This is a genomic window from Egibacteraceae bacterium (assembly GCA_040905805.1).
Classification (GTDB): Bacteria; Actinomycetota; Nitriliruptoria; order Euzebyales; family Egibacteraceae; genus DATLGH01.
In genome coordinates, this window is sequence record JBBDQS010000154.1 from 50,473 (window position 1) to 71,426 (window position 20,954).

Consider the following 20,954-nt stretch of genomic DNA (forward strand, 5'->3'; position numbering starts at 1 on the left):
GTGATGGTCAGTGTCCCCCATAGACGCCGGCGAGCCGTGCACCGGTACGGGCTGCGCATCGGGGGGGACCGGGTACGCTGCCGGCACCGATGGATGTCTTCGATGCGCTCAGCCGTTCCCGGGCCCGTGGCGAGCAGGCGGTGCTGGTCACCGTCCTGGAGGTCGAGGGGGATGCGCCGAGCCACCGGGGCGCCAAGCTGGTCGTCGGCGCCGAGGGCATCATCGCGGGCACCCTCGGGTGCTCGGAGTTCGACGCGGCGGGTGCGGAGCTGGCCGCCGAGGCCGTGGGGCAGGACGCGCCGGTGCGCCGGCGGCTGACCTTCCCCCACCACCGTCAGGAGCGCGCGATCGAGCTGTTCGCCGAGCTCCACCGCCCTGAGCCGGCGGTCCTCGTCATGGGCGCGAACCCGGTGGGAAGGGCGATCGCCGAGCTGGCGCACGTGGTGGGGCGGCGGGCCGTCCTGGTCGCGCCCGGGGGCGCGGTCTCGGTGCGCGGCGGCATCGAGGTCCGCGCCGACGACCCCGGGCGGTTCCTGCTCGCGGCGCCACCCGGTCGCACCGACGCGCTGGTGGTGAGCGACCACGACGCCCTCTGGGTGGACGAGGTGCTGCGGGTGGCGCTCGCCAGCGACGCGTTCTTCGTGGGGATGCTCGGCAGCCGCCGTCACGCTCCCCAAGCCGTGCGCAGGCTGCGCGACGCCGGCGTGCCCGAGCCGCACCTGCGGCGCCTGCGCTCGCCCTGCGGACTGGACATCGGCAGCCGGACACCGGGTGAGATCGCGCTGTCCGTCGTCGCCGAGATCGTGGCCGCCGAGCGGGGCCGTGACGGCAGCCCGCTGGGTCTTGACTGGTCGTCGGACGCTTGACCGTCGAGGTCAGCCCTCCCCGGTCAGCAGGGTTCGCCAGCGGTCGGGGGTCAGCTCCGCGGGCGCCGTGGCGAGGAAGTCTGTGAGAACCTCCACGAAGCCCTCAGGTTTACCGGCGACGCGCCGCGGCCGCCCGGAGGGTGTGGCGCTGGGCGTTGAGCCACTGGTCGGGGGCGCCGAGCCGGGCCGCGGTCCGCAGGGTCTCGGCGCGCCTGGCGCGCTCGGCGGACTCCATGGTCAGCGCCGCGTGGAGGGCCTCGGCCTGACCGTCGACGTCGTAGGGGTTCACGAGCAGGGCACCGCCGGCCAGGACCGAAGCGGCCCCGGCAGTGCGGGACAGGACCACGACACCGTCTCGGGTGTTCAGCACGGGGCCTTCCTTGGCGACGAGGTTCGTGCCGTCGATCACCGGGTTGGCGAACAGGACGTCGAAGCGCTGCAGGGCCGCGACGGCTCGCGGGTAGTCGTCACCCACGAACAGGGTGAGGGCTTCGTCCCCGAAGCGCTCCCGGATGCGCGCCGCCACCTCCCGGCAGGACCCGAGGTAGTCCCGGTAGGCGTCGACGCCCTGGCGGGAGGGGTTGAGGTGGGCGTAGTGCCAGACGCGCCCGCGGTGCTCGGGGTGGCGTTCGAGGAGCAGCTCGTAGGCGCGCAGCCCCCGCAGGATGTTCTTGGACAGGTCGGTACGGTCGACGCGCAGCAGCATCCGCCGTCCGTCGGCTTGCGCGTCGAGGTCCGCGCCGGCCGCCGCGACCGGCGCCGACGTCGCCGACGAGGCCAGGTCGGCCTCGTCCACGCCGAGCACGAAGTCGGTGACCTGGGTGCGGCGATCGTCGAGCCGGACGGCATCCCCGTCGATGGTCGCACCGAGCACGCTTGCCGCGCACCGCCGGAACGCGGCTGCCCACACCGGCGAGGAGAACCCGATGACGTCGGCGGCCAGCAGGCCCCGCACGACCTCCTCGACCATGCGGTCGGGCAGGCGGCGCAGGGCGTCGGGGTCGACCCACGGGGTGTGCATGTAGTGCAGCAGTTGCACCCCCGGCAGTCGCTCGCGCACCGCCTGTCCTGCGGTGCACAGGTGGTAGTCCTGCAGGAGCACCTCGGCCTGTCCGTCGTACTGGGCCGCGGGGGGGGGGGGGGGCCGCCCACGGCCGACGCCACAGCGGTGTTGACCGGCAGGTAGCCCTCGTCCCACTGCACGGGCCACCCCACAGCCGTGGGCTCGACCGGGGACGCCCACAGCTCGTGCAGGGTGAACCAGAGCAGGCGGTTGGCGACCTCGTTGTAGTAGGCATCGAACCGCGACCCGACATCGAGCAGGCGCAACCGCAGGTGGGACCCGTCCGCGTCCACGTCGAAAGGCGCTTGGGGGTGCGCGGCGGCGACCCGCCGGTCGGTCTCGCTCAGCGCCACCGACACCCACGTGCCGGGCTCGCTCTGCAGGGCGCCGCCAAGCGCCGTGACGAGCCCGCCGAAGCCGCGCTTGGCCACGAGCTCGTCGTCCACAGCCTTCCAGCTCACGGGCCCGCGGTTGCTCGCGACCACCAGTCCGTCACCCATGGGCGCGCAGGCTACTACCGACCGCGTCCATGATCCGCGCGTCGGTGGGCGGCGGGTCGACCAGGTCGTCGAGTCCCACCGCGCTGGCGGCGACCTCGGCGTCGTCGGGATCCGCGCCGAGCGCCGCGAGCAGCCGGGCCGGGCGCCAGCGGCGCAGCAGACCGCACTGCACGAGCGCGCCCTGCCGCCGCCGGCGCTGCGCCAGCCCGACGAGCTTGCGGGCTCCGGCAGTGACCTCGCCCCTGCCAAGCGTGGCGTAGCACACCGCGGCGAGCAGCTGCTCACGCGCGTCGCCCTGGCGGCGGGCTGCGGCGGGCCCGCGGTGGACCGCGAGGTCCCTCACCCCGATGGCGCGCAGCGCGCCCGCCCAGGACGCACCCACGGGCGTGAACACGGCGCCCGGCCCGCCCTCCAGCCACGGGTGCCCGGCCGGGATGAGCACGTCCAGGCAGAGCAGATCGGCGTCCATCAGCACCGCGCCTCCGCCGGAGTGCCGGGCTACCACGGGCAGGCCCGTGGCGGTCCGCAGCGTGCGCTGTCCGCGTCCGAGGACCAGTGCGGGCCGGGTGGCGCGGTACCAGCGCAGCGTGGGCACGGGCTCGTCGGCGAGTGACTCGAGCAGCGCCACCCCGCGGTCGAGCAGCGCCGCGGGATCGGCCACCTCGAACGCCAGCACGCGCCACGAGCGGCGCCCCGCGGTGGCCGGTGGGTCAGCCGACGTCCTTCACCATGCCGAACTTGTCCTCGTAGTTGGTCATGTTGGTGTTGAGGGCCCGGATGATCTTGCCGACCATCGTGGGCGCCACTTTGACCCGGCTGATCACGTCGGCCTGCACCTTGCCGTCCTGGCCGCCCGGCACCACCTGGCAGAAGTCGAGGGTGAACTCGTGGGGGGAGTGGCTGACGACGAGGAAGTTGGCGTAGACGCCGTGCTTCTTGGCGTCGTCGACCTTCACGTTGATCTGCTGGTTGCCACCCTGCTGGCCCTCGCCCTGGCCGCCGCTCTCGGGATCGCTCATGAGGTCTCCTCCAGTTGTGGGCGTCGGAACGCGCCCGGCATCACGGCTCGGATCCTAGAGGGGGCGGGCGTACACTCGGGCGACCGGGCGCTTAGCTCAGCTGGCGAGAGCGCTTGCCTTACACGCAAGAGGTCGCAGGTTCGAGCCCTGCAGCGCCCACGGAACACCGGTTGACCAGCATCCCGCAAGGGTGCCATGTCGGACACTTTCCCGACCGGACTCACCATAGCGTGGACGATTCCCCGAATTCGTCGGCACGAGTGGCTCCGACATACCATCCTCTTTAGGGTCTATCGGGCGGGTTTGCCGAGGGCCGAAGCGGCGAAGTGTCCGAGCTACCGTGAGTGGCACCGGCCAAGTGTCCGCGCTCCCAGGCGACCGGCCGAGACAGGGTGTCGCGACTGCGGCCGCAGCAACCGTCGGGGAGCCGCCGCACCCGCAGGGTGCCCCGGCGCCCGCCGAAGTCGTCGACGGGCTGTCAGGGCTTGAGGCTGCCCTCGACCGCCGGCGCGCCGGGATCTCGCAAGTCGCATCGGAACCCCGCCGCTGCCGCGGTCGATCTGTGGTCTTGGAGGAGACCATCGACATGGCCGAATGTGTCCTCGCCGACCGCGAACGCGTCCTCGGGACTGACCTCGCCCCCCGCGGGTCTGCCCCGCCAAGAGGCCACGGACGCACCGGGCCGGTCCTGGAGCCGCAGACGGCACCGCCGAGCCCGCCAGGCACCTGCTCAGCCGGCCCACCGTCGCCGCGTCGACCCCATGCACATGACCAGGTGCGCCACACCGACCTGACGACGACCGCGAGATGGACATGATCCACCGGATCGGCCTGCTGGTTGCCGCCCTTGCACGCCGTCGTGGGCCGCGACGTCCAGACCATCGCGCTGTGGTGTCGGCGCCTGCATCGCCTGCGCGCGCACCTGCCGTGTGTCAGCGCTCGACTCACCACCCGAGTCCCCTGAGAACCAGGGCCCCACCTCGGGACCCTCCTCCCGCCCGTGACCGGAGCGGGCCCGGGGTGTCCGGGGTCCGGCGGACCTTGCACGGCTCTTCCCTCGAAGCGGCTCGACCGGGCCTCACGCTCCGCAGAACCCGGGCGAAGAGCAGCGTGGCAGGAGGGCCGGGTCGGCAAAATGTCGTTTCCCGGGGCTACCCGCACGCCGGCCCACGGCCCGGTTCTCGTAGATCTTCGGGTCCACGCCCGGTTACCGGCCGGTAGATTGGGTCTCAGCGACATATCTGTCCCTCCCACCCCATCTACCGCCGGGTAACCTGCGTGCGGGCGCTGGGTTGGCGGATGCGGGAACCGTAAGAGTTCCGTGGGGACCGGTAGTCGGGGTGGTCATTCACGGACGGCTTGACTGCTGGTTCCATCGCCGGGTGTGGCCTGCGGGCCGTGGGCCGCATCCCGCTTGCGGCGCGGCCGATAGTGCCGCGTGGCGATGCCTGCGGTTCGGACCTCACGGCTGCGAGTTCCGCCCTCGCCGGGGAGGCGGGAAATCGACGGCTGCCGTTGCGTCACGCTTCGTAGCGTCCCCCGGAGATGCGTCCCCGGCCCGGTGCTGGTGGCCCTCGTCACAGCACAACGGCGTCTGGCTGCGGGTGACGTCCCGGTGGCGCTCGAGGCTCTCCTCGACGGTCTGCGCGTTGCACGGCGCGGTGTCGGGGTAACTCGCTCATCGCTGGCCCTCCTCGTCCTCGATGCCGAGGAGCTGCGCGCTGCGCTGCATCGCCGCGTCCATCCGGCGGCAGTTCTCCTGACCGCCGCGTCCCGCAGCGTGCGCAGGGCGCCCAGGGCCGCGTCGATGACCTCGAGGATCTGGCCTGTGGCCGCGGTGTCCCGCTCGTCGTGGTCGAGCCACGCGGTCAGCTCGAGGACGGCGCCGGCGGAGCTGTCGATGGCGCCGGGGCACTTGTCCAAGGCCGCGTCGAGCCGCTCGTGCAGCGGTCCCACGTCGCCGCCCGTCCGCCGCGCGCCGGGTTCAGGGGACCAGCACCTCGACGTCGTAGCGGCCGAGGGCTGGATCGGCACTGAGGATGGCCAGCCCGAGCTGCTGGGCCTGCGCGACGAGGAGCCGATCGAAGGGATCGCGATGGTGTGCGGGGAGCCCGGCCACGGCCAGGGCATGCGAGTGCTCGACGGGCAGGCCCCCGACGAGGAGCCGGCGCATCGCCATGGGCACGTACTCCGCTGGTTCAGCCGGCAGCGGCAGCTTGCCGAGGGCGTGCTTGATGGCGATCTCCCAGGACGAGGCGGACGAGAGGAGGCGCGTCGTCGATGGCTCTGCGACGAGCTGCTCGTGCTCGCCGAGCCGCTCAGGGCAGGCGACGGCCCAGAGGAAGGCATGGGTGTCCAGCAGCAGCCTCACGACGTGAAGGTGTCGAGGACGTCGTCCGGCAAGGGGGCGTCGAAGTCGTCCGGCACGCGCAGACGGTCCCGGTCGAACCCCATCTCGGGGCGCCCGCCGACGCGCGGGGGGACGAGCCTGGCCACCACCTGGCCGCGCCGGGTGATCGTGATCTCCTCACCGCTGCTGACGAGGCGCAGCAAACCGCTGAGGTTGGTCTTCGCCTCATGGACACCGACTGACCTAGTCATCAACCTAGTTTAACAGCATGCCGTCGTGCTGTGCGACCATCGTGCCGCCGGTATTCGGCCCCCACCTCTATCGGTCGGCACCGTCGGCCTTGGCGCGCTCGACCACGAGCTGGCCGACCTGCCGGCCGGCATCCAGGCTGACGTTGTCGTAGCGCCAGTGGATGCCGGCGTAGAGGCGGGAGATCGCCTGTTCCTCGGCCCGCTCGCGGAAGTCCTCGGCGCGGTCGGGCAGCAGGTAGGACAGCACGGACTCGGCGGCGCCGCCGTACCCAGCGCTGCCCGACGGGTAGGCGGGGAAGCGGGGTGTCGGCCAGTCGGCCCGCCACTCCGGGTCCAGTCCGAGGTCGCGGATGGCGTTCTCCGGGCGGGAGCCCCAGTAGGCGAACTTGGCGTCCCAGGCCGCCAGGGCCGCGTCGTCCAGCGCCATGGTCAGCAGCGCCAGTCCCCGGGCGCTGCGCGGGGTGGTGAGGTCGGCGGCACGGATGTCCTTCAGTGCCTCGCGGATGACGATCCCCCCGGGCAGAGGGGTGCCCTCGTCGCCCTCCCAGAACATGGCGATCGACAGCTGCTCGGGCGTGAGGTTCTCCTTGATCTCGACCAGCTCCTCGGCGGCCTCGACGAACTCCGGGCTGCCGTATGCCGGTGGTGGCGGCGGGCGGAACATGTCGGTTGAGGGCAGCACCCAGGTGTCCCAGGTCGCCGCCAGCGGGTCGTCGGGCAGGACCACCCGGCCTGGTGGGGGCTCCCAGAACTCCGGGCCCCCGCCGATGCCCTCGGGGCGCGTGCCGTCCCACTCCACGTCGGACCCGTCGGTCTGCGCCCTGGCGATGACCCCCTCGGCCACCTGCCGCCCGAGCTCCAGGCCGACGCCGACGTCGCTGCGGGTCGCTGCCCCGGCGACGACGCGTGACTGGCCGGCCTCCTCGGCCAGCATGTCCAGGCGCGGCGCGGGCCGGTCGGGGTAGAGGTGGGCGATCACCCTCGAGGCGGCGCCAGCGACCGCGGCGTGCTCGGAGGGGTAGGAGGGGTCGGGGCCCGGGTCGGCCCGCCGCTGCACGCCGTCCACGTCGGGGGCGGGGCGGTTGTAGACGTACTTCCAGTGCCACGCCGCCAGGACCGCGTCGTACATCGCCACGTGCACCAGCGCGTAGTTGCGCGTGGACCGCGGCACCTGCTTGGAACGCTCGGAGAGGATCTCCAGCATCATCTCGGTCCACGGTGCGCCGGGGACCTCGGATCCCCACCGCTCGATCGCGGCGAGCACCGCCGCGGGGGGGTCCTCGGCCAGCTGGGCGATCTCGGCGAGCTCGGCCTCCGCTTCAGGGGAGCCGTCCTCGGGCGGTGGGGGGACCGCGATGTCCTCGGCTGAGTCGAGCACCCAGGTGTCCCACTGGCCGGCGGTGGGCTCGGCGACCCGCTCGGCCCCGGCCTCCTCGTCCCCGTCGCAGGCCGCCAGGGCCAGGCCGACCGCCAGCGCGAGGAAGCCGGCGGTCAGCGGGCGGCCTCGTCGACGGCCTCCCCGGTGTACGCGCGCAGCCATGACCACGTGATTCCCCTTTGCCGCCTGACCCCGGCGTACTGCCGGCGCCGGACCCGCAGGTCGCGAAGCCATTGCCGCTTGACCACAGTTGATCCGTGCCCAAGGTCATAGCGAGAACTCGGGTTTGACGACGATGAAGGAGCCACCGTGGGGGCCCGGCGTGGGCGCGTGACGGTCGGTCGGGCGCACCGGGTCCCCCACCCGGTCGTGGGTGCGGTCGTGGGAGTCTGGCTCCTGCGCGCTCCAGTCGGTCCGATGACACGACAGGGGCAGCGAGCCAAGCGTCAGGGGCTCCCAGCCGGCGTGGCCGAGGACTCCGCGTTATCCGGTCGGGACAACGGCGTCCAGGGGTGACGCATCGCCGCCGAGACCCTCGGTGATGGCGCGCGCGTTCTCCAGCATCATGCCGATGTAGCTGTGGGCGGGGTCGCCGGGTTCGCCGGGGAACGTGTCGTCGGACAGGTCGCCGATGTAGGTCGCCCCGGTCTCGGCGGCGATCGTGCCGAGCACGTCGCTCGGGAACTCGCGCGCGCCGAACACGGCGGGCACGCCCTGGGCGTTGATCTCGTCGACGATGGCGCGGACCTCCGCGGCGGACGGCTCGGCGTAGTCGGAGGGCTGGATCGCGTCGATGTGCTCCAGGCCGTAGCGCGGCGCGTAGTACGTCCAGGAGTCGTGGTAGCTCACGAGGACGCGGCTGTCCTGGGGGATCGTGGCCGTGGCCTCCAGGATGGCCGCGTCGAGCGCCGCGAGCTCGGCGGTGTAGGCCGCGGCGTTGACCCGGTAGGTCTCCGCGCCCTCGGGGTCGACGTCTGCCAGCGCGTCGGCGATGTGGCCGACGTAGGCCATGGCATGCGTGACGTCCATCCAGACGTGGGGGTTCGGCGCCGCATCGCCGTCGTCGTGGGTATGGGTGTTGGTGTCGCCGCCGTGGGTGTGGCCCCCATCCCCGAGGATGATGTCGTCGGCGGCGAGAGCCAGGTCTGCCAGCGTCACGATCGGGGCGCCCTCGGGCAGGTTCGTCTCCGCCAGCGCCACAGCAGCGTCGTTGAGGCCCAGGCCGTTGCCGAGGAACAGGTCCGCCTCGCTCATGGCGATGGCGTCCTGTGGCGTCGGCTCGAACGTGTGGGAGTCGCCCGCGGCGACCAGGGAGCGCACCTCCCCGCGGTCGCCCAAGACCTGCCGCGCCAGGTCGGTGATCGGGTCGACGGTCGTCAGCACTAACAGGCCCGGCCCCGGGGCCTGCTCGCGTGCGGCCTCGGGGGTCTGCTCGCCCGCGGGGGTCGCACCGCAGGCCGCAGCCAGTAGCAGCGTCACGAGCAGCGGAGCGAGGAAGCGGCGCATGGTCGTGCCCTTCTGCGGAGTATTGTCTGTTGCGAATAGGTTGCGACAACTGTACTCGGCGGTGTGCCACCGCGCCAGGCAGTGACTAGAGTTGCGGCCAGTCATGGCCAGTTTCGACCGTCTCGCCGACTGGGTCGCGCTCGTTGACCTGCTCTACCCCGAGCGCGACGCCGCGGACTGGGACGCCACCGGTCTGCAAGTCGGTGACCCGAGCGACTCCGTCTCCCGGGTGCTGGTCTGCCTCGACGCCACCGACGCGACCCTTGACGAAGCGGCCCGGCAGGGCTGCGAGCTCGTCCTCACCCATCACCCGCTGCTGTTCCGGCCCCTGGCAGCGCTCACCCCGCGTACCGCCGCGGGGCGGGTGGCGCTGCACGCCGCTCGCCAGGGCATCAGCGTCCTGGCCGCGCACACCAACCTCGACGCGGCTGCCGACGGCACCACCGCTCCGATCGTGGAGGCGCTCGGGATGGTGGACGCCCGGCCCCTCGTGCCCCAGGGTGGACGGGCCCCCCGCCCCGTCAAGCTCGTGACGTTCGTGCCCGCCGCGGACACCACGGCGGTGCTCGCGGCGCTGTCAGCCGCCGGCGCCGGGGTCATCGGCGAGTACGACCAGTGCTCCTTCCGCGTCGCCGGCACCGGCACCTTCCGGCCATCCGAGGTCGCCAACCCCACGGCCGGCGAGCGCGGTCGGCTGAACGAGGAGGCCGAGGACCGCCTGGAGGTCGTCGTCCCGCCCCACCGCCTGGAGGCGGTGGTGGACGCACTGGTGGGCGCCCACCCCTACGAGGAGGTGGCGTACGACCTCTACCCGCTCCTGGCGCCGCCTGCGGGCGCGCACGGCCCGGGCCTGGGGCGGGTCGGTGATCTGCGCGAGCCCACGGCGCTGCGCGCGCTCGTGGACCGCCTGGCCACCGCGCTGCCGGCCCCGTTCCTCCGCGTGGCCGGCGACCTCGACCGGCGCATACGCCGGGTCGCGGCCTGCGGGGGTGCCGGGGACAGCCTCATCGACGCGGCCGTCGCCGCCGGGGCCGAGCTGTACGTGACCGGGGACCTTCGCCACCATCCGGTGCTCGACGCGCTGACCATGGGTCTGGCGGTGATCGACGCCGGTCATGCGGCCACGGAGGCCGCGGCGCTGCCCGCTTTGCGCGCGACCCTGGCACAGGCTGCCTCCGTCAACGGCCTGTCGGCGACGCTGGTAGCGTCGTCCCTCCCGACGGAGCCTTGGGTTGCCCACACCCCGCCCGAGGCGCCCGCGACGGAAGGACTACGGTGATCTCGGCCACTCCCGAGGAGCAGCGCACCCTCCTCGACCTGCAACGCGTCGACACGACAATCCGCCAGCTGGAGCATCGCCGGGCCCACCTGCCAGAACAGCAGGCACTCGACCAGAACGCCGACACCCTGTCGCGGGTTCGCGGCGAGCACGCCGACGCCCGCGAGCGCCTCGACCAGCTGAACCGGGCCCAGATGCGGCTGGAGAGCGAGATCGCCACCGTCGACGCGCGCCGCAAGTCGGAGGAGGGCCGGATGTACTCGGGTTTGATCACCTCGGAGAAGGAGGTGCAGGCCCTGCGCGGCGAGATCTCCTCCCTGAAGCAGCGCAAGGGCGACCTGGAGGACAGCCTGCTGGAGGTGATGCAGGAGCTCGAGGATGTCGAGTCCCTGGTCGCCACCCTGGACGAGCGCCAGGAGGAGCTCTCCGGCAACGTCGCCGGGCTGGAGCAGGGCCGCGACGAGGCGTCGCGCGACCTCGACGCCGAGCTGGCGGAGCGCCGGCAGGAGCGCACGCAGCTGGCCGCCGGCCTGCCCGTCGAGGTGGGGGAGTACTACGAGGAGCTGCGGGACCGCAAGGACGGCATCGCCGTGGCGGAGCTCGTCGGGCGCACCTGCCAGGGCTGCCGCCTGGAGCTCACGGCGGTGGAGTTCGAGGATGCGCACGAGCGCGCCCGCAAGGGGCTGGCCCGCTGTGAGCAGTGCGGGCGGATCCTCGTCCCGACCGGGTGACCACACCATGCGGCGCCTGGTACCGACCCGCTGACCACGCCATCTGGTCGCACGGCCACGCCTGAGGCGCAAGCTTTCCCGCGCCGGCGCGGGAAAGCTTGGGACACGGCGGGTTCTCGCTTGGCGAAGCCTCGATGACCCGACGAGAATCCTGCGCCCGTCTCCCCGCAGGCTCCACGGCGCCCGCGGGGGTACGCTTGGCGTTGGGGAGCCGGCCAGGCGACCGCGGCGGTGCACGGCACCGTCGAGGAAAGTCCGGACTCCGCAGGGCAGGACGCTGGGTAACGCCCAGGCGCGGTGACGCGCGGACAGTGCCACAGAGAGCAGACCGCCGAACGGCCCCGCTCCGCGGGGTGCGTGGCAAGGGTGAAAGGGTGCGGTAAGAGCGCACCGGCGCCGGCGGCGACGCCGGCGGCCAGGTAAACCCCGTCCGGAGCAAGGCCAAGCAGGCGCGATCGCAGGTTGCCCGCCGAGCGCCAGGTAGGCCGCACGAGGCCGGCGGAGACGTCGGTCCCAGATAGATGGTCGCCACCCGCGCCTGGCGCGGGCACAGAATCCGGCTTACCGGCCGGCTCCCCCCCTTTTACCCCCCCTGACCTGCGGAAACGTGTTTATAGGGGGCGCTTGGCTCACACCTGGCCCACGGGACTCGGCGAGGACCGAGTCCACGGCGTGTCTCGCCTGGACCACGTCGCGCAGACCGGTGCGGGCGGGCAGGTGCAGGTGCAGGTGCAGGTCCAGGGTCCCTGCGCGGCCAGCGAGCAGCAACGGCTGGAGTGCGCCGCCTCCTGGTCGGTCGCACCCGACGCGCCGGTGGCCGTGGGCGTTGCGGCTGCGCACCGGCGACCTCACCGCCGGGACCTACGAGCTGGCGGTGCCTCTGGCCGCCGGTGACGACGCGGCGCCTGCACCCCCGATTCACTCACCTACACCGTCACTGCCATCACCGGCGCAGACGGTGAGGGCACCGGTCCTCCTGCGGACCCGCAGCGGACCGACGTCGTGCTCGTCGCCGAGCCCGCGCGCGTGCCGCCGGGCGGCACCGTCACGCTGGTCATCCACAACCGGCGCGACGAGCGGCTCGGCTACGGACTGGCCTACACACTGGAGCGCTGGGACGGCCACGCTTGGACTGCTGTGCCCACCCAAGGGTGGAAAGGGCCTGCGCTGCTGGTTGAACCGGGCGGCGTCTCCGCCCCCCAGGAGATCCCCGTGCCGCCCACAGACGGGTGGTACCGCGTCACCAAGACTGTCCAGGCCGCGGCGGAATCCGCGGAGGACATCGTCGGGCACGCCCGCCTCGAGGTCGCAGCCGCCCTGCTCCAGCCCAGGCCAGGCGAGGACTTCGTCGTCTTGGCCGCGGCCGCCGCCACCCATGCGGGCGCCCCGGGCCCGTCTACGCCGTGGCGGTGCCCGCTGACCTTGCGGACACCCTGACCGCCGTGGCTACACGCATCGAACCTGCTCCAACCCACCCTCAGCCCGACTCGAGCCCCCAGGGGAGCTGCGCCTCCACCGAATCCGTGCCGTTTTCCATGTACGTCCACTGTGGCGTGGAAGCCGCGCAGATCGACGGGCGCTGGTGGGAGGTCATCGAGCCGCTCTACCGCGACGACCAGCCAGGCCTGGGTCCGCCCCCCGGATGGTCCGACCCCGAACAGGACGGGGTGCTCACCCGGCTCGGACCTGAGCTCGCCGAGTTCCGGGCCCCCCATGGCGCTGTCGTCCAGCTGCGCCCCAGAAACGTCGACGCACCACCACGGATCTGCCGATGACCCGAAACCCGCGAAGAGGCGCAGGACCGACCCGATACACGCTGCTGCCAATGGGCGGAGGCTCTGCAGCGTTGCGTTGCGCCTCCCACGGCTGTTCAGGCGTCAAGCAACAATCACGAGATATCCGCGGGCGTTCGGTGGTTCCAGCAGTCCTCGCAACCTTCGCAGATCCGCCGGCATCGGTAGCTACCATCGAGGGCCGAGGAAGCGCCCGCTGGCCTCGTTGACTGCGTACCTTCGGGCCAAGGACCGTGCTGGGGCGCTCTTCAGTCGCGGGGCCAGCGCTGCGCGCCGTGCAGGATGCGGAGGATGACCACAGCCGCCGGTTCGAGGCGGTAGACCACGAGGTACGGGGTGCCTACGACGGCCAACTCGCGGGTGCCGGCGACTCGCCCCGACCGCGCCATCGCTGGGTAGTCGGCGAGCCGTCCCACCGCGGCGTGCATGGCATCCCCCATGTCGAGGGCCGCCCGCGGGTTGTGCTCAGCGATCCATTCGAGTTGGACCGCGAGGCTCTGTTCGGCCTCAGGCAGCCACTCGACCCTCACGCAGTCCGACCGGCTGCGCGCCGCTCCAGCTCAGCCCGCTGCTGGCGCCAACTCGAGAGCACCCGATCATGGGGGATGCGATCAACCGTTGGATCGACGGCCTCGCGGACCGCGTGCTCGACCTCGCTACGGAACCAGGCATCGTGTCCCTGCGATTCGTGCCAACGCTGAACCGCATCGCGCATGAGCACGCGGAGAAGCTGCGCTGCCGTGTGCTCCTGGGCTGCTGCTACCTCAGCGAATGCCGCCTTGAGTGCGTCGTCGACGCGAAACGTGAAGGTGCTGTCAGCCATGGCGCGCCCCCATCCGGTGTCTTCGTAGCGATGTACATGTTAACACAAGCTGCCGTAGGGGTCTTGCACGTGCGGCGCCATCAACGCGGGCACCCGGGTGGAGGTCCGTGCCGCGGCCACCGCGGCAGGCAGCACCTACGCCGGCCTGGTCCGTCTGGTCGAGCAGGCGCAGACCGAACGCGCCCCGTTCGTGCGGCTGGCCGATCGCGCAGCCGGCGTGTTCGTGCCGATCACGCTGCTGGTGGCGGGACTGGCGTGGGCGTGGTCGGGAGATCCCGTGCGGGCACTGACCGTCCTCGTCGTCGCCACCCCCTGCCCGTTGATCCTGGCGACCCCGATCGCGATCACGGCTGGGATCTCCCGGCTGGCCAGGCGTGGGGTGATCGTCAAGGGCGGTGGGGCCCTGGAGACCCTGGCCCGCGCCGAGTACGTGCTGCTGGACAAGACCGGAACGGTCACCTCGGGGCGCCGCGACTGGTCGAGGCGGTGCCCTTCGACGGGGCCGACCCCGACGAGGTGCTGCGTCTGGCGGCTGGACCAGTGTCCGCCCACGTGTTCGGCGCACCGATCGTGCACGAGTCACGGGCGAGGGGTCTGGAGCTGAGCCTCCCCACAGAGGTGGACGAGAGCCCGGGGGCCGGCATCGCCGGACTCGTCGATGTCGCGGCCGGCGGCAGTCAGCATCCGCCGCACCACCTGGCGCCGGTGGGCGGCGTAGGTCAGGACATCGCTCGGGCAGCACCCACCGACGCATCGCCACCGGAGGCTCACCCGTGGCGCGGGTGAAGTTCAAAGAGCGCAACGTGCAAGCGCCCTCCCGGGGTGTCGTGCTGTATACTGTGCTGTATGTCAGCGACGAGGACCCAGGTCTACCTTTCCGAGGAGCAGCGCCGTCGGATCGACGCCCTGGCCGAGGCCGAGGGCGTGACCCTTGCCGAGATTGTGCGCCGGGCGCTGAACGCATACTTCGCCGACGTGCACGCGGACCCAAGCGCGGCACTCGCAGCGACGTTCGGCGCAGATCCCGATGCCCGCAATCCCGACCGCGACGAATGGGCTCATGCCTGACGTCCTGGTCGACACCGACCTGTTCGTCGACCACCTGCGGGGCGCGGCTGAGTTGAGGCCAGGCAAACACCGCCTGCACTACTCGGTCATCACCCGCGCCGAGCTGTTCGCCGGGAGCTCGGCGACAGCTCAGATCTCCCAGCTGCTCGCCCCGTTCCGCGAACTCCCTGTTAACCGGGCTATCGCCGAGCGTGCGGGTCGCATCAAGCGTGGGAGCGGTTTGCGCATGCCCGACGCGCTGATCGCAGCGACGGCCCTGGAGCAGGGTCTGAGCCTGGCGACCCGCAACCGCCGCCACTTCCAACCCGTACAGGGGCTGCGCCTACGCGCGTTGCGGTGAGGGCGTTCGTGCGGCTCCACGAGAGCCATGTCCGCCTTCCTCGCCGACCTCAAAGCTCTCGGCGTCGAGGTGGAGGGCGATCTCGGTCAGCGTCTCGACGCCGATGTTGGCCACCCACAGGGCGGAGTCGTCGGGCAGGACGTGGGCCATGTGGGCGGTCTCCTGCGGGCGCTCCACCGCGGGGTCCTCGCCGGCCCCGCATGCGGTGACAGCCAGAGCGAGCGCGGCGATCCTCACGAGCAGTCTGTCTGTGGGGCAGGGTGTCCTCCCCGTTGGTGGTGCCGACCACCGCAGTCGTAGCGAACCCCGCGCCGCGATCGCCACCAACCGACTCCCAGCGGGGGTTGAAACCGTAGTTGCCGAAGCGGCGGGTCGGGACGCTCGACGATGGCTTGCCGCTCCTGGCGGGTGGTTGCCGGTCAAGCCCGATAGCGTGTGTCGCCCATGCGGGAACGCGAGCTGCCACCAGGCCGGTACGACGCGGTCGTCGACCGCCGGCTTGCGGAGCTGGCCGCGCGGCTCGCCGGGCGGGCCTGGACCGACGACCTCGACCCGGGCGAGCAGCCGACCCGCCTGGCGCACCACGTCGCCGACGTGCTGGCCCGCGCGCTGGGGATGCTCGACGACGCGGAGCGGCTGACGCTGGTCAACGAGCTCGTCGAGCGCATCGGCGAGGCCCACGCCGCGGTCCCCGGCCCGCCACGGCGCTTGGAGGCTGTCACAGCGCACGGAGTCGCCCGACCGCCCGCGGCGCCGGACATCCCCCTGTCCGCGCACGACCTGCTCGTCAACGCCCGCGGCGAGCCGCACCTCGCGGCCGAGCTGAAGAAGGAGCTCGCCTCCGCCGACCAGGTGGACCTGATCGTGGCGTTCGTGCGCTGGTACGGCGTGCGCCTGATCATCGACGAGCTCCAGGCCGCGACCGCCCGCGGCGTCCCCGTCCGGCTTTTGACCACGACCTACACCGCTTCCACCGAGGCCCGCGCGCTCGACGAGCTGTCCCGCCGCGGCGTCGAGATCCGCGTCTCCTACGACACCGCGGTCACCCGCCTGCACGCCAAGTCGTGGATCTTCCACCGCGACTCGGGGTTCGGCACCGCCTACGTCGGCTCGTCCAACCTCACCCGCACGGCGATGATGGACGGTCGCGAGTGGAACGTGCGGCTGTCGCAGGCCAGCGCCGACGTGCTGTTCGCCAAGGTCGCCACGGTCTTCGACGCCCAGTGGGAGTCCGGCGACTACGAGCCCTACGACCCGCAGCGCTTCGCCGCCGCGACCGCGGCCGTGCGCGCACCCGACGCCGAGTCGGCCCTGTCAGGGCTCACCCTGAGGCCCTGGCCCTACCAGGACGAGATCCTCGACGCGCTCACCGTGCAGCGCGACGTCCACGGATCGACGCGCAACCTCGTCGTCGCCCCCACCGGCACGGGCAAGACCGTGGTCGCCGCCCTGGACTACCAGCGGCTGGTGGCCGGCCACGGCGACCTGAGCCTGCTGTTCGTCGCCCACCGCGAGCAGATCCTCCGGCAGTCGCGGCGCACCTTCCGGGAGGCGCTCGGCGACGGGTCCTTCGGCGAGCTGCTCGTCGGCGGGCACCGTCCCACCGCCGGCCGCCACGTCTTCGCCTCGATCCAGACCCTGTCGTCGCCCGAGGCGCGCGGCCTCCTCGGCGACGCCTTCGACGTCGTGGTCGTCGACGAGTTCCACCACGCCGAGGCCGCCACCTACCGGCGGCTGCTCGACAGCCTTGATGCGCGCTGGCTGCTGGCGCTGACCGCCACGCCCGAACGCGCCGACGGCCTGGACATCCGCCGCTGGACCGACGGGCGCACCGCCTTCGACATGCGCCTGTGGCACGCCCTGGACCGCCAGCTGCTCGCCCCCTTCCAGTACTTCGGCATCGCCGACGTCGTGGACTACTCGACGGTGCGCTGGCAGGCCGGCCACTACGACCTCGGCGACCTCGGCGCCCTGCTCACCGGTGACGACGCCCGCGACCGGCTGGTCGTGCGCCAGGTCGAGCGCATCGTCGGCGACCCCCGCCGGATGCGCGCGCTGGGGTTCTGCGCCACCGTCGAGCACGCCCACGCGATGGCCGCGCTGTTCGACCGGGTCGGCTGGCCGGCGGTGCCGATCGACGCGACGACCGCCCAGCACGACCGCGAGCGCCACCTCGCCGCGCTGCGCGCGGGGGAGCTCGCCGCGATCTTCTCCCGCGACGTGTTCAACGAGGGCGTGGACATCCCCGAGGCCGACACGATCCTGCTGCTGCGCCCCACCGAGTCGGTGACCGTGCACCTCCAGCAGCTCGGCCGCGGGCTGCGCCGCCACCGCGACAAGGACGTGTGCACGGTCCTGGACTTCGTCGGCCAGCACCGCCGCGAGTACCGGCTTGACCTGCGGCTGCGGGCGATGACCGGGATCTCGCGCCGCGAGCTCGTCGCGGCCGCCGAGCAGGGCTTCCCCTACCTGCCCTCGGGCTGCCACCTCGAGCTCGACCGCCAGGCCCGCGAGTGGGTCGTGGCCCACCTCAAGGAGGCGGTGCTGGTCAACCGCCGGGCGCTGACGCGCGAGCTCGGGCTGCTGGCCGCCCAGCAGGAGCGACAGGTCGCGCCGCCGCTGGCGACGTTCCTCGACGAGGCGGGCGTGGAGCTGGCCGACGTCGCCAAGGTCGGCGGGTGGGCGGGCCTGCGGCGTGCCGCCGGGCTGGAGCAGCGCCCCGCCGGCGCGCACGAGGCCACCCTGGCGAAGGGCGTCGGCCGCGTGCTGCACCTCGACGACGTCGAGCGCCTCGAGCAGCTGGCGTCGTGGCTGCGCGCCGGCCGGCCGCCGGTGCCCGCCGACGACCGCCAGCGGCACCTCGCGTGGATGTTCCTGGTCACCATGTGGACCCTGCGCGCCGCGCCCGACGACCTCGACGCGGCCTGGCGCGGGCTGTTCGACGCGCCAGCGGTCCTCGACGAGCTGGTCGAGACCCTGCCGTTGCTGCGTGAGCGCATCGCGCGGCCGTCGATACCGCTGCCCGACGCCGAGGTGCCCTTGCGGTTGCACGCGACGTACGCGCGCGACGAGATCCTCGCCGCGTTCGGGCGGCTCGTGCCGGGGGTGCGCTACAGCCACCAGGCGGGCCCGTGGTGGCACGAGCCCGCCCGGACCGAGGTGCTGTTCATCACCCTGGCCAAGACCGAGCAGCACTACTCGCCGACGACCCTGTACCGCGACTACGCGATCAGCCGCGAGCTGTTCCACTGGGAGTCGCAGAACGCCACCCGGGTCGACTCGCCCGCCGGCCGGCGCTACCTCGAGCAGCGCCGCAACGGGGTGCGCATCCTCCTCGCCGTGCGGACCGCGCCGAAGGACCCGTGGGGCGCCACCCGCCCCTACGTACTGCTCGGCCCCGCCGACTACGTCGAGCACCGCGGCGAGCGGCCCATCGCGATCACCTGGCGGCTGCGCAACCCGATCCCCGCCGACCTCTACGAGGAGTTCAAGGTCGCGGCGGCATGACGAGCGGCCGCGGGGCGGCGCGCCGGTCTGTGGACTGGAGGTCCGGAAAGCACCGACGGGCTGGCTAGGCCGAGGGTTGCCAGGCGGTGGTACTGGCCGAGGCCATTGCGGCCGTCACCCCACTGAGCCCCGCTGCGAGCAGCCACCATGCCGTGTAGCGAATGAAACGCGGCTTCGTGCGGCGCAGCGTCTCATGGCCGATCACCGCGAGCGTGGCCCAGACGATGATGCTCAACAAGTCGACATGCTGGAACGGCGCCGGGACGGGCGCGGACCACAGCGATACCGCGTTGACGAGCCAGACCAGGGCGGCCACCCCCACCGCCAAGCGACGCAACCGGGTTGTCGTCGGGGATGGCGCGTGGTGCTCGGAGTGGTAGGTGCCGTCGGGGCACATGACCACCCACGTCAACCCGCGGGGGAACCCGCGCACCCGCGGCGGGGGACCGCACCAGGTGTGGGGGCGTCGCTCGTGACACCGCCAGCGCCAGCGGGCGCGCCGCCACACGTGGCCCATATAGTCGCCTGCTGACGGTGTTGGCTGCCGGTACCCGGTGGCCTGCGCCTCCTCGGGCTCACCCCAGCCACTCGTACCGGACGGGCCGCGGGCACCCGCGCCGTTCGGTGGGGGGCCGGGATCGCTGCGCAGCGAGTCGGTGTCGCGGTCGCGCCGCTCGCGGGCGAGCCGGGCATCTGTGACCTGTCGTCGCTCCGCAGTCGCGATCTGCTCGTAGGCGAGGTTGATCCTCGTCATGCGGGCGCGGTCGGGCTGGCGGTGGCTGTCGGGGTGGTGGCGCCGGATCAGCTCCCTGCGGCGTGCGACGATCCTTGCGAGGTCGGCGTCCTCGTCGACGCCGAGGACGGCGTACGGGTTGCCCGTCATCGGCCCGACGTGGCGCTCGGGTTCGCCGGCGCCCGGACTGGTCCATGCCAGGCGACGACCTGCCAGGGCTCGTGTCGGATTCGCGCGCTCTCGGGCGAGTGGTGCCAGAGCGCAGGGCCGGCCATCCCGCTGGCGTACGGCACGCCGCGTGAGGCCTCGGCGAAGGAGACCCAGTGGCCATCGAAGAGGTAACAGCTGTACCGCTCTTCGTAGCGGTTCGCGACGATGGCCGTGGTGGCATGCAGGCCGGCGCGCTCCGGCATCCGCCCCCTTGATACGAACGGTTCCAGCAGGTGACGCTGGGTGCCCGCCGGCAGGTTCCCCAGGTATGGCGCGACGTCGACCGGGACGTAGCGAGCGGTGCCCGCGGCGAGCTGCAGCCCGGCTCTGTCGGGCCGGCCGCCCGCCGGGGCGCCCGTGTGAGGTCGACCCGCGCTCAAGTGGGCCGAGCGAATCCGTGTGCCGTCCACCGGCCGCGCCCACCGGGTTCCTCCCCATGAGGCCCCCGTGCGATCGTCTAGGGCGGTGGTGGTCCCGGTGGCGACGGCGAGCCCGCCCTTGCCGAAGAGCCAGAGATCGTAGGTCGCGCACCCCTGTACGGGGCGTGCGGCTGCAGTGTGGTCGACCCGGCAGTGCCGATATCGTCGTGCGGCGCGCGTGCGCCAGTCGCGGATCGGCGGTCCCGCGACCTGCTCGGCCCATGCTCGGAGGTCGGCTGGCAGCAACGCCCAGCTGTCTTCCTCGGTCAGGGTCCTGGCCGAGTACTCCATGGGGGACCCCGTCAGTGCCCCGTCCCACTCCCGTGCGGACGGAACATCGCTTGACTGTTCGATCTCGCCGGAACGTCGCGTTCTGCGGAATCGCTCGAGGCCTGATGCCATCCAAGGTCCTCCTCTGCCCGGTCGTGGGCGGTTTGGACCGTAGGCCATGGTTGACGCACGTTCTGCCCGCTACGGAAGATCCTGTGGATAACGGGGGTGCCGTGGATCGGCAGTGCTCCGCCGGCATTGGTGTGCGTGCGCGGCAGCGTCACCTTCCATACACCCGGCGGCGACGTCGAGCTCAGCGCCGGTGACCGTCTGGAGCGCAAGCCGCACACCCGCACAGCGCGACGGTCGGTGCCGAGGGCGTCACCTGTGTGGAGGCGGCAGCCGGGGCGGCGTGACCGACACCCACGCCCCCATCTGCCCCTCGTGCGGGGTCACGGCCCTGCCGGGCGCAGCGGTGGGGATCCCCGCCGCGTTCGTCTGCGACAACCCCGACTGCGAGGCGTTCAGCGAAGCGGTGCGCTGAAGTGGCGACATGTGGTGCTCGCGACGTGCTGATCGCCCACCTGCGCGGACACCCCCAGGCGTCTTCTCCCCAGGCCAGCGGCGGGGTGCTTGCCGCGATGCTGCGGGTCGGGCCATGCTGGGCGCATGACGACCGCTGAGCCCGTGCGCACCCGGCCGCTGTACCGGTGGGAGTACGAGGCGCTCGGCGAGCAGGGCTACTTCGCCGACGAGAAGGTCGAGCTGCTCGACGGGCGCATCGTGCTCGCCGCCGACGAGGGCAGCCCGCACGCGGCGGTCCTCCGACGGCTCAACCGGATCCTGAT

Annotated in this window: 21 protein-coding genes, 1 tRNA gene, 1 other RNA gene and 1 pseudogene; 12 read left to right on the plus strand and 12 right to left on the minus strand. The window is 72.5% G+C overall.

Annotation, left to right across the window (positions count from 1 at the left end; translation table 11 throughout):
- The first annotated feature begins 89 nt into the window (after positions 1 to 89).
- Entirely contained in the window at positions 90 to 866 is a 777-nt protein-coding gene (locus tag WD250_16705) for an XdhC family protein (GenBank protein MEX2621858.1), read from the plus strand.
- Between the two features lie 109 nt (positions 867 to 975).
- On the opposite strand, the gene WD250_16710 is transcribed toward WD250_16705, so the two are convergent.
- The 3 genes from WD250_16710 to WD250_16720 all read right to left on the minus strand — a co-directional run bounded on the left by WD250_16710 (position 976) and on the right by WD250_16720 (position 3,448).
- The gene (locus WD250_16710; GenBank protein MEX2621859.1) at positions 976 to 2,292 is read right to left on the minus strand and encodes a trehalose-6-phosphate synthase; all 1,317 of its coding nucleotides are present in this window, start codon (positions 2,290 to 2,292) and stop codon (positions 976 to 978) included.
- A 129-nt stretch (positions 2,293 to 2,421) separates the two neighbouring features.
- On the minus strand, positions 2,422 to 3,105 hold the full coding sequence (locus WD250_16715) for a hypothetical protein (GenBank protein MEX2621860.1): 684 nt from the start codon (positions 3,103 to 3,105) through the stop codon (positions 2,422 to 2,424).
- 34 nt (positions 3,106 to 3,139) lie between these two features.
- The gene (locus WD250_16720; protein MEX2621861.1) at positions 3,140 to 3,448 is read right to left on the minus strand and encodes a DUF3467 domain-containing protein; all 309 of its coding nucleotides are present in this window, start codon (positions 3,446 to 3,448) and stop codon (positions 3,140 to 3,142) included.
- An 85-nt stretch (positions 3,449 to 3,533) separates the two neighbouring features.
- Here WD250_16720 and WD250_16725 point away from each other — a divergent pair.
- Positions 3,534 to 3,607: transfer RNA gene (locus WD250_16725), tRNA-Val, on the plus strand.
- A gap of 1,825 nt (positions 3,608 to 5,432) precedes the next feature.
- Here the strand turns inward: WD250_16725 and WD250_16730 are convergent.
- The 4 genes from WD250_16730 to WD250_16745 form a co-directional block, all read right to left on the minus strand.
- Positions 5,433 to 5,819 carry a type II toxin-antitoxin system VapC family toxin gene (locus WD250_16730; protein ID MEX2621862.1) on the minus strand — a complete coding sequence of 129 codons (387 nt, stop codon included), beginning with the start codon at positions 5,817 to 5,819 and terminating at the stop codon, positions 5,433 to 5,435.
- Positions 5,816 to 6,049 carry a type II toxin-antitoxin system prevent-host-death family antitoxin gene (locus WD250_16735; GenBank protein MEX2621863.1) on the minus strand — a complete coding sequence of 78 codons (234 nt, stop codon included), beginning with the start codon at positions 6,047 to 6,049 and terminating at the stop codon, positions 5,816 to 5,818. The genes WD250_16730 and WD250_16735 overlap by 4 nt, the downstream gene beginning before the upstream one ends.
- A 67-nt stretch (positions 6,050 to 6,116) precedes the next feature.
- Positions 6,117 to 7,589: a phosphatase PAP2 family protein gene (locus WD250_16740; protein MEX2621864.1), complete on the minus strand. Its 1,473-nt coding sequence runs from the start codon at positions 7,587 to 7,589 to the stop codon at positions 6,117 to 6,119.
- Positions 7,590 to 7,910: 321 nt separating this feature from the next.
- Positions 7,911 to 8,933, minus strand: a complete 1,023-nt coding sequence (locus WD250_16745) for a metal ABC transporter substrate-binding protein (GenBank protein ID MEX2621865.1) — start codon at positions 8,931 to 8,933, stop codon at positions 7,911 to 7,913.
- Positions 8,934 to 9,036: 103 nt separating this feature from the next.
- Between WD250_16745 and WD250_16750 the strand changes: the two genes are divergently transcribed.
- From WD250_16750 to WD250_16770, 5 genes are all read left to right on the plus strand, one after another.
- Positions 9,037 to 10,212 carry a Nif3-like dinuclear metal center hexameric protein gene (locus tag WD250_16750; GenBank protein MEX2621866.1) on the plus strand — a complete coding sequence of 392 codons (1,176 nt, stop codon included), beginning with the start codon at positions 9,037 to 9,039 and terminating at the stop codon, positions 10,210 to 10,212.
- A complete protein-coding gene (locus WD250_16755; GenBank protein MEX2621867.1) occupies positions 10,209 to 10,943 on the plus strand; it encodes a C4-type zinc ribbon domain-containing protein in 735 nt (244 codons plus the stop codon). The genes WD250_16750 and WD250_16755 overlap by 4 nt, the downstream gene beginning before the upstream one ends.
- 207 nt (positions 10,944 to 11,150) lie before the next feature.
- Positions 11,151 to 11,523: RNase P RNA component class A (gene rnpB / locus WD250_16760), an RNA gene on the plus strand.
- 422 nt (positions 11,524 to 11,945) lie between these two features.
- Positions 11,946 to 12,380 (plus strand): immunoglobulin-like domain-containing protein, encoded by a 435-nt coding sequence (locus tag WD250_16765; GenBank protein ID MEX2621868.1) that lies wholly within the window; start codon positions 11,946 to 11,948, stop codon positions 12,378 to 12,380.
- Positions 12,381 to 12,478: 98 nt separating this feature from the next.
- Positions 12,479 to 12,718 carry a hypothetical protein gene (locus WD250_16770; protein MEX2621869.1) on the plus strand — a complete coding sequence of 80 codons (240 nt, stop codon included), beginning with the start codon at positions 12,479 to 12,481 and terminating at the stop codon, positions 12,716 to 12,718.
- Positions 12,719 to 12,984: 266 nt separating this feature from the next.
- On the opposite strand, the gene WD250_16775 is transcribed toward WD250_16770, so the two are convergent.
- Both WD250_16775 and WD250_16780 read right to left on the minus strand, forming a co-directional pair.
- Positions 12,985 to 13,266, minus strand: coding sequence for a type II toxin-antitoxin system RelE/ParE family toxin (locus WD250_16775; GenBank protein ID MEX2621870.1), 282 nt, complete (start codon positions 13,264 to 13,266; stop codon positions 12,985 to 12,987).
- Positions 13,263 to 13,559: a hypothetical protein gene (locus WD250_16780; GenBank protein ID MEX2621871.1), complete on the minus strand. Its 297-nt coding sequence runs from the start codon at positions 13,557 to 13,559 to the stop codon at positions 13,263 to 13,265. Before WD250_16780 ends, WD250_16775 begins: the two co-directional genes overlap by 4 nt.
- A gap of 76 nt (positions 13,560 to 13,635) precedes the next feature.
- On the opposite strand from WD250_16780, the pseudogene WD250_16785 reads away from it, so the two are divergent.
- The 3 genes and pseudogenes from WD250_16785 to WD250_16795 all read left to right on the plus strand — a co-directional run bounded on the left by WD250_16785 (position 13,636) and on the right by WD250_16795 (position 14,967).
- Positions 13,636 to 14,163 (plus strand): annotated as a pseudogene (locus tag WD250_16785) (hypothetical protein).
- Positions 14,164 to 14,405: 242 nt separating this feature from the next.
- Positions 14,406 to 14,627: a CopG family transcriptional regulator gene (locus WD250_16790; GenBank protein ID MEX2621872.1), complete on the plus strand. Its 222-nt coding sequence runs from the start codon at positions 14,406 to 14,408 to the stop codon at positions 14,625 to 14,627.
- The gene (locus tag WD250_16795) at positions 14,620 to 14,967 is read left to right on the plus strand and encodes a type II toxin-antitoxin system VapC family toxin (protein MEX2621873.1); all 348 of its coding nucleotides are present in this window, start codon (positions 14,620 to 14,622) and stop codon (positions 14,965 to 14,967) included. Before WD250_16790 ends, WD250_16795 begins: the two co-directional genes overlap by 8 nt.
- Here the strand turns inward: WD250_16795 and WD250_16800 are convergent.
- Entirely contained in the window at positions 14,950 to 15,204 is a 255-nt protein-coding gene (locus tag WD250_16800; GenBank protein MEX2621874.1) for a hypothetical protein, read from the minus strand. The genes WD250_16795 and WD250_16800 overlap by 18 nt on opposite strands.
- A 207-nt stretch (positions 15,205 to 15,411) precedes the next feature.
- On the opposite strand from WD250_16800, the gene WD250_16805 reads away from it, so the two are divergent.
- Positions 15,412 to 18,474 (plus strand): DUF3427 domain-containing protein, encoded by a 3,063-nt coding sequence (locus tag WD250_16805; GenBank protein MEX2621875.1) that lies wholly within the window; start codon positions 15,412 to 15,414, stop codon positions 18,472 to 18,474.
- Between the two features lie 64 nt (positions 18,475 to 18,538).
- Here the strand turns inward: WD250_16805 and WD250_16810 are convergent, their stop codons facing one another.
- Positions 18,539 to 19,357, minus strand: coding sequence for a DnaJ domain-containing protein (locus tag WD250_16810; GenBank protein MEX2621876.1), 819 nt, complete (start codon positions 19,355 to 19,357; stop codon positions 18,539 to 18,541).
- Positions 19,354 to 20,127: a hypothetical protein gene (locus WD250_16815; GenBank protein ID MEX2621877.1), complete on the minus strand. Its 774-nt coding sequence runs from the start codon at positions 20,125 to 20,127 to the stop codon at positions 19,354 to 19,356. Before WD250_16815 ends, WD250_16810 begins: the two co-directional genes overlap by 4 nt.
- Positions 20,128 to 20,518: 391 nt before the next feature.
- On the opposite strand from WD250_16815, the gene WD250_16820 reads away from it, so the two are divergent.
- Positions 20,519 to 20,650, plus strand: a complete 132-nt coding sequence (locus tag WD250_16820; GenBank protein MEX2621878.1) for a hypothetical protein — start codon at positions 20,519 to 20,521, stop codon at positions 20,648 to 20,650.
- Positions 20,651 to 20,954: the final 304 nt, after the last annotated feature.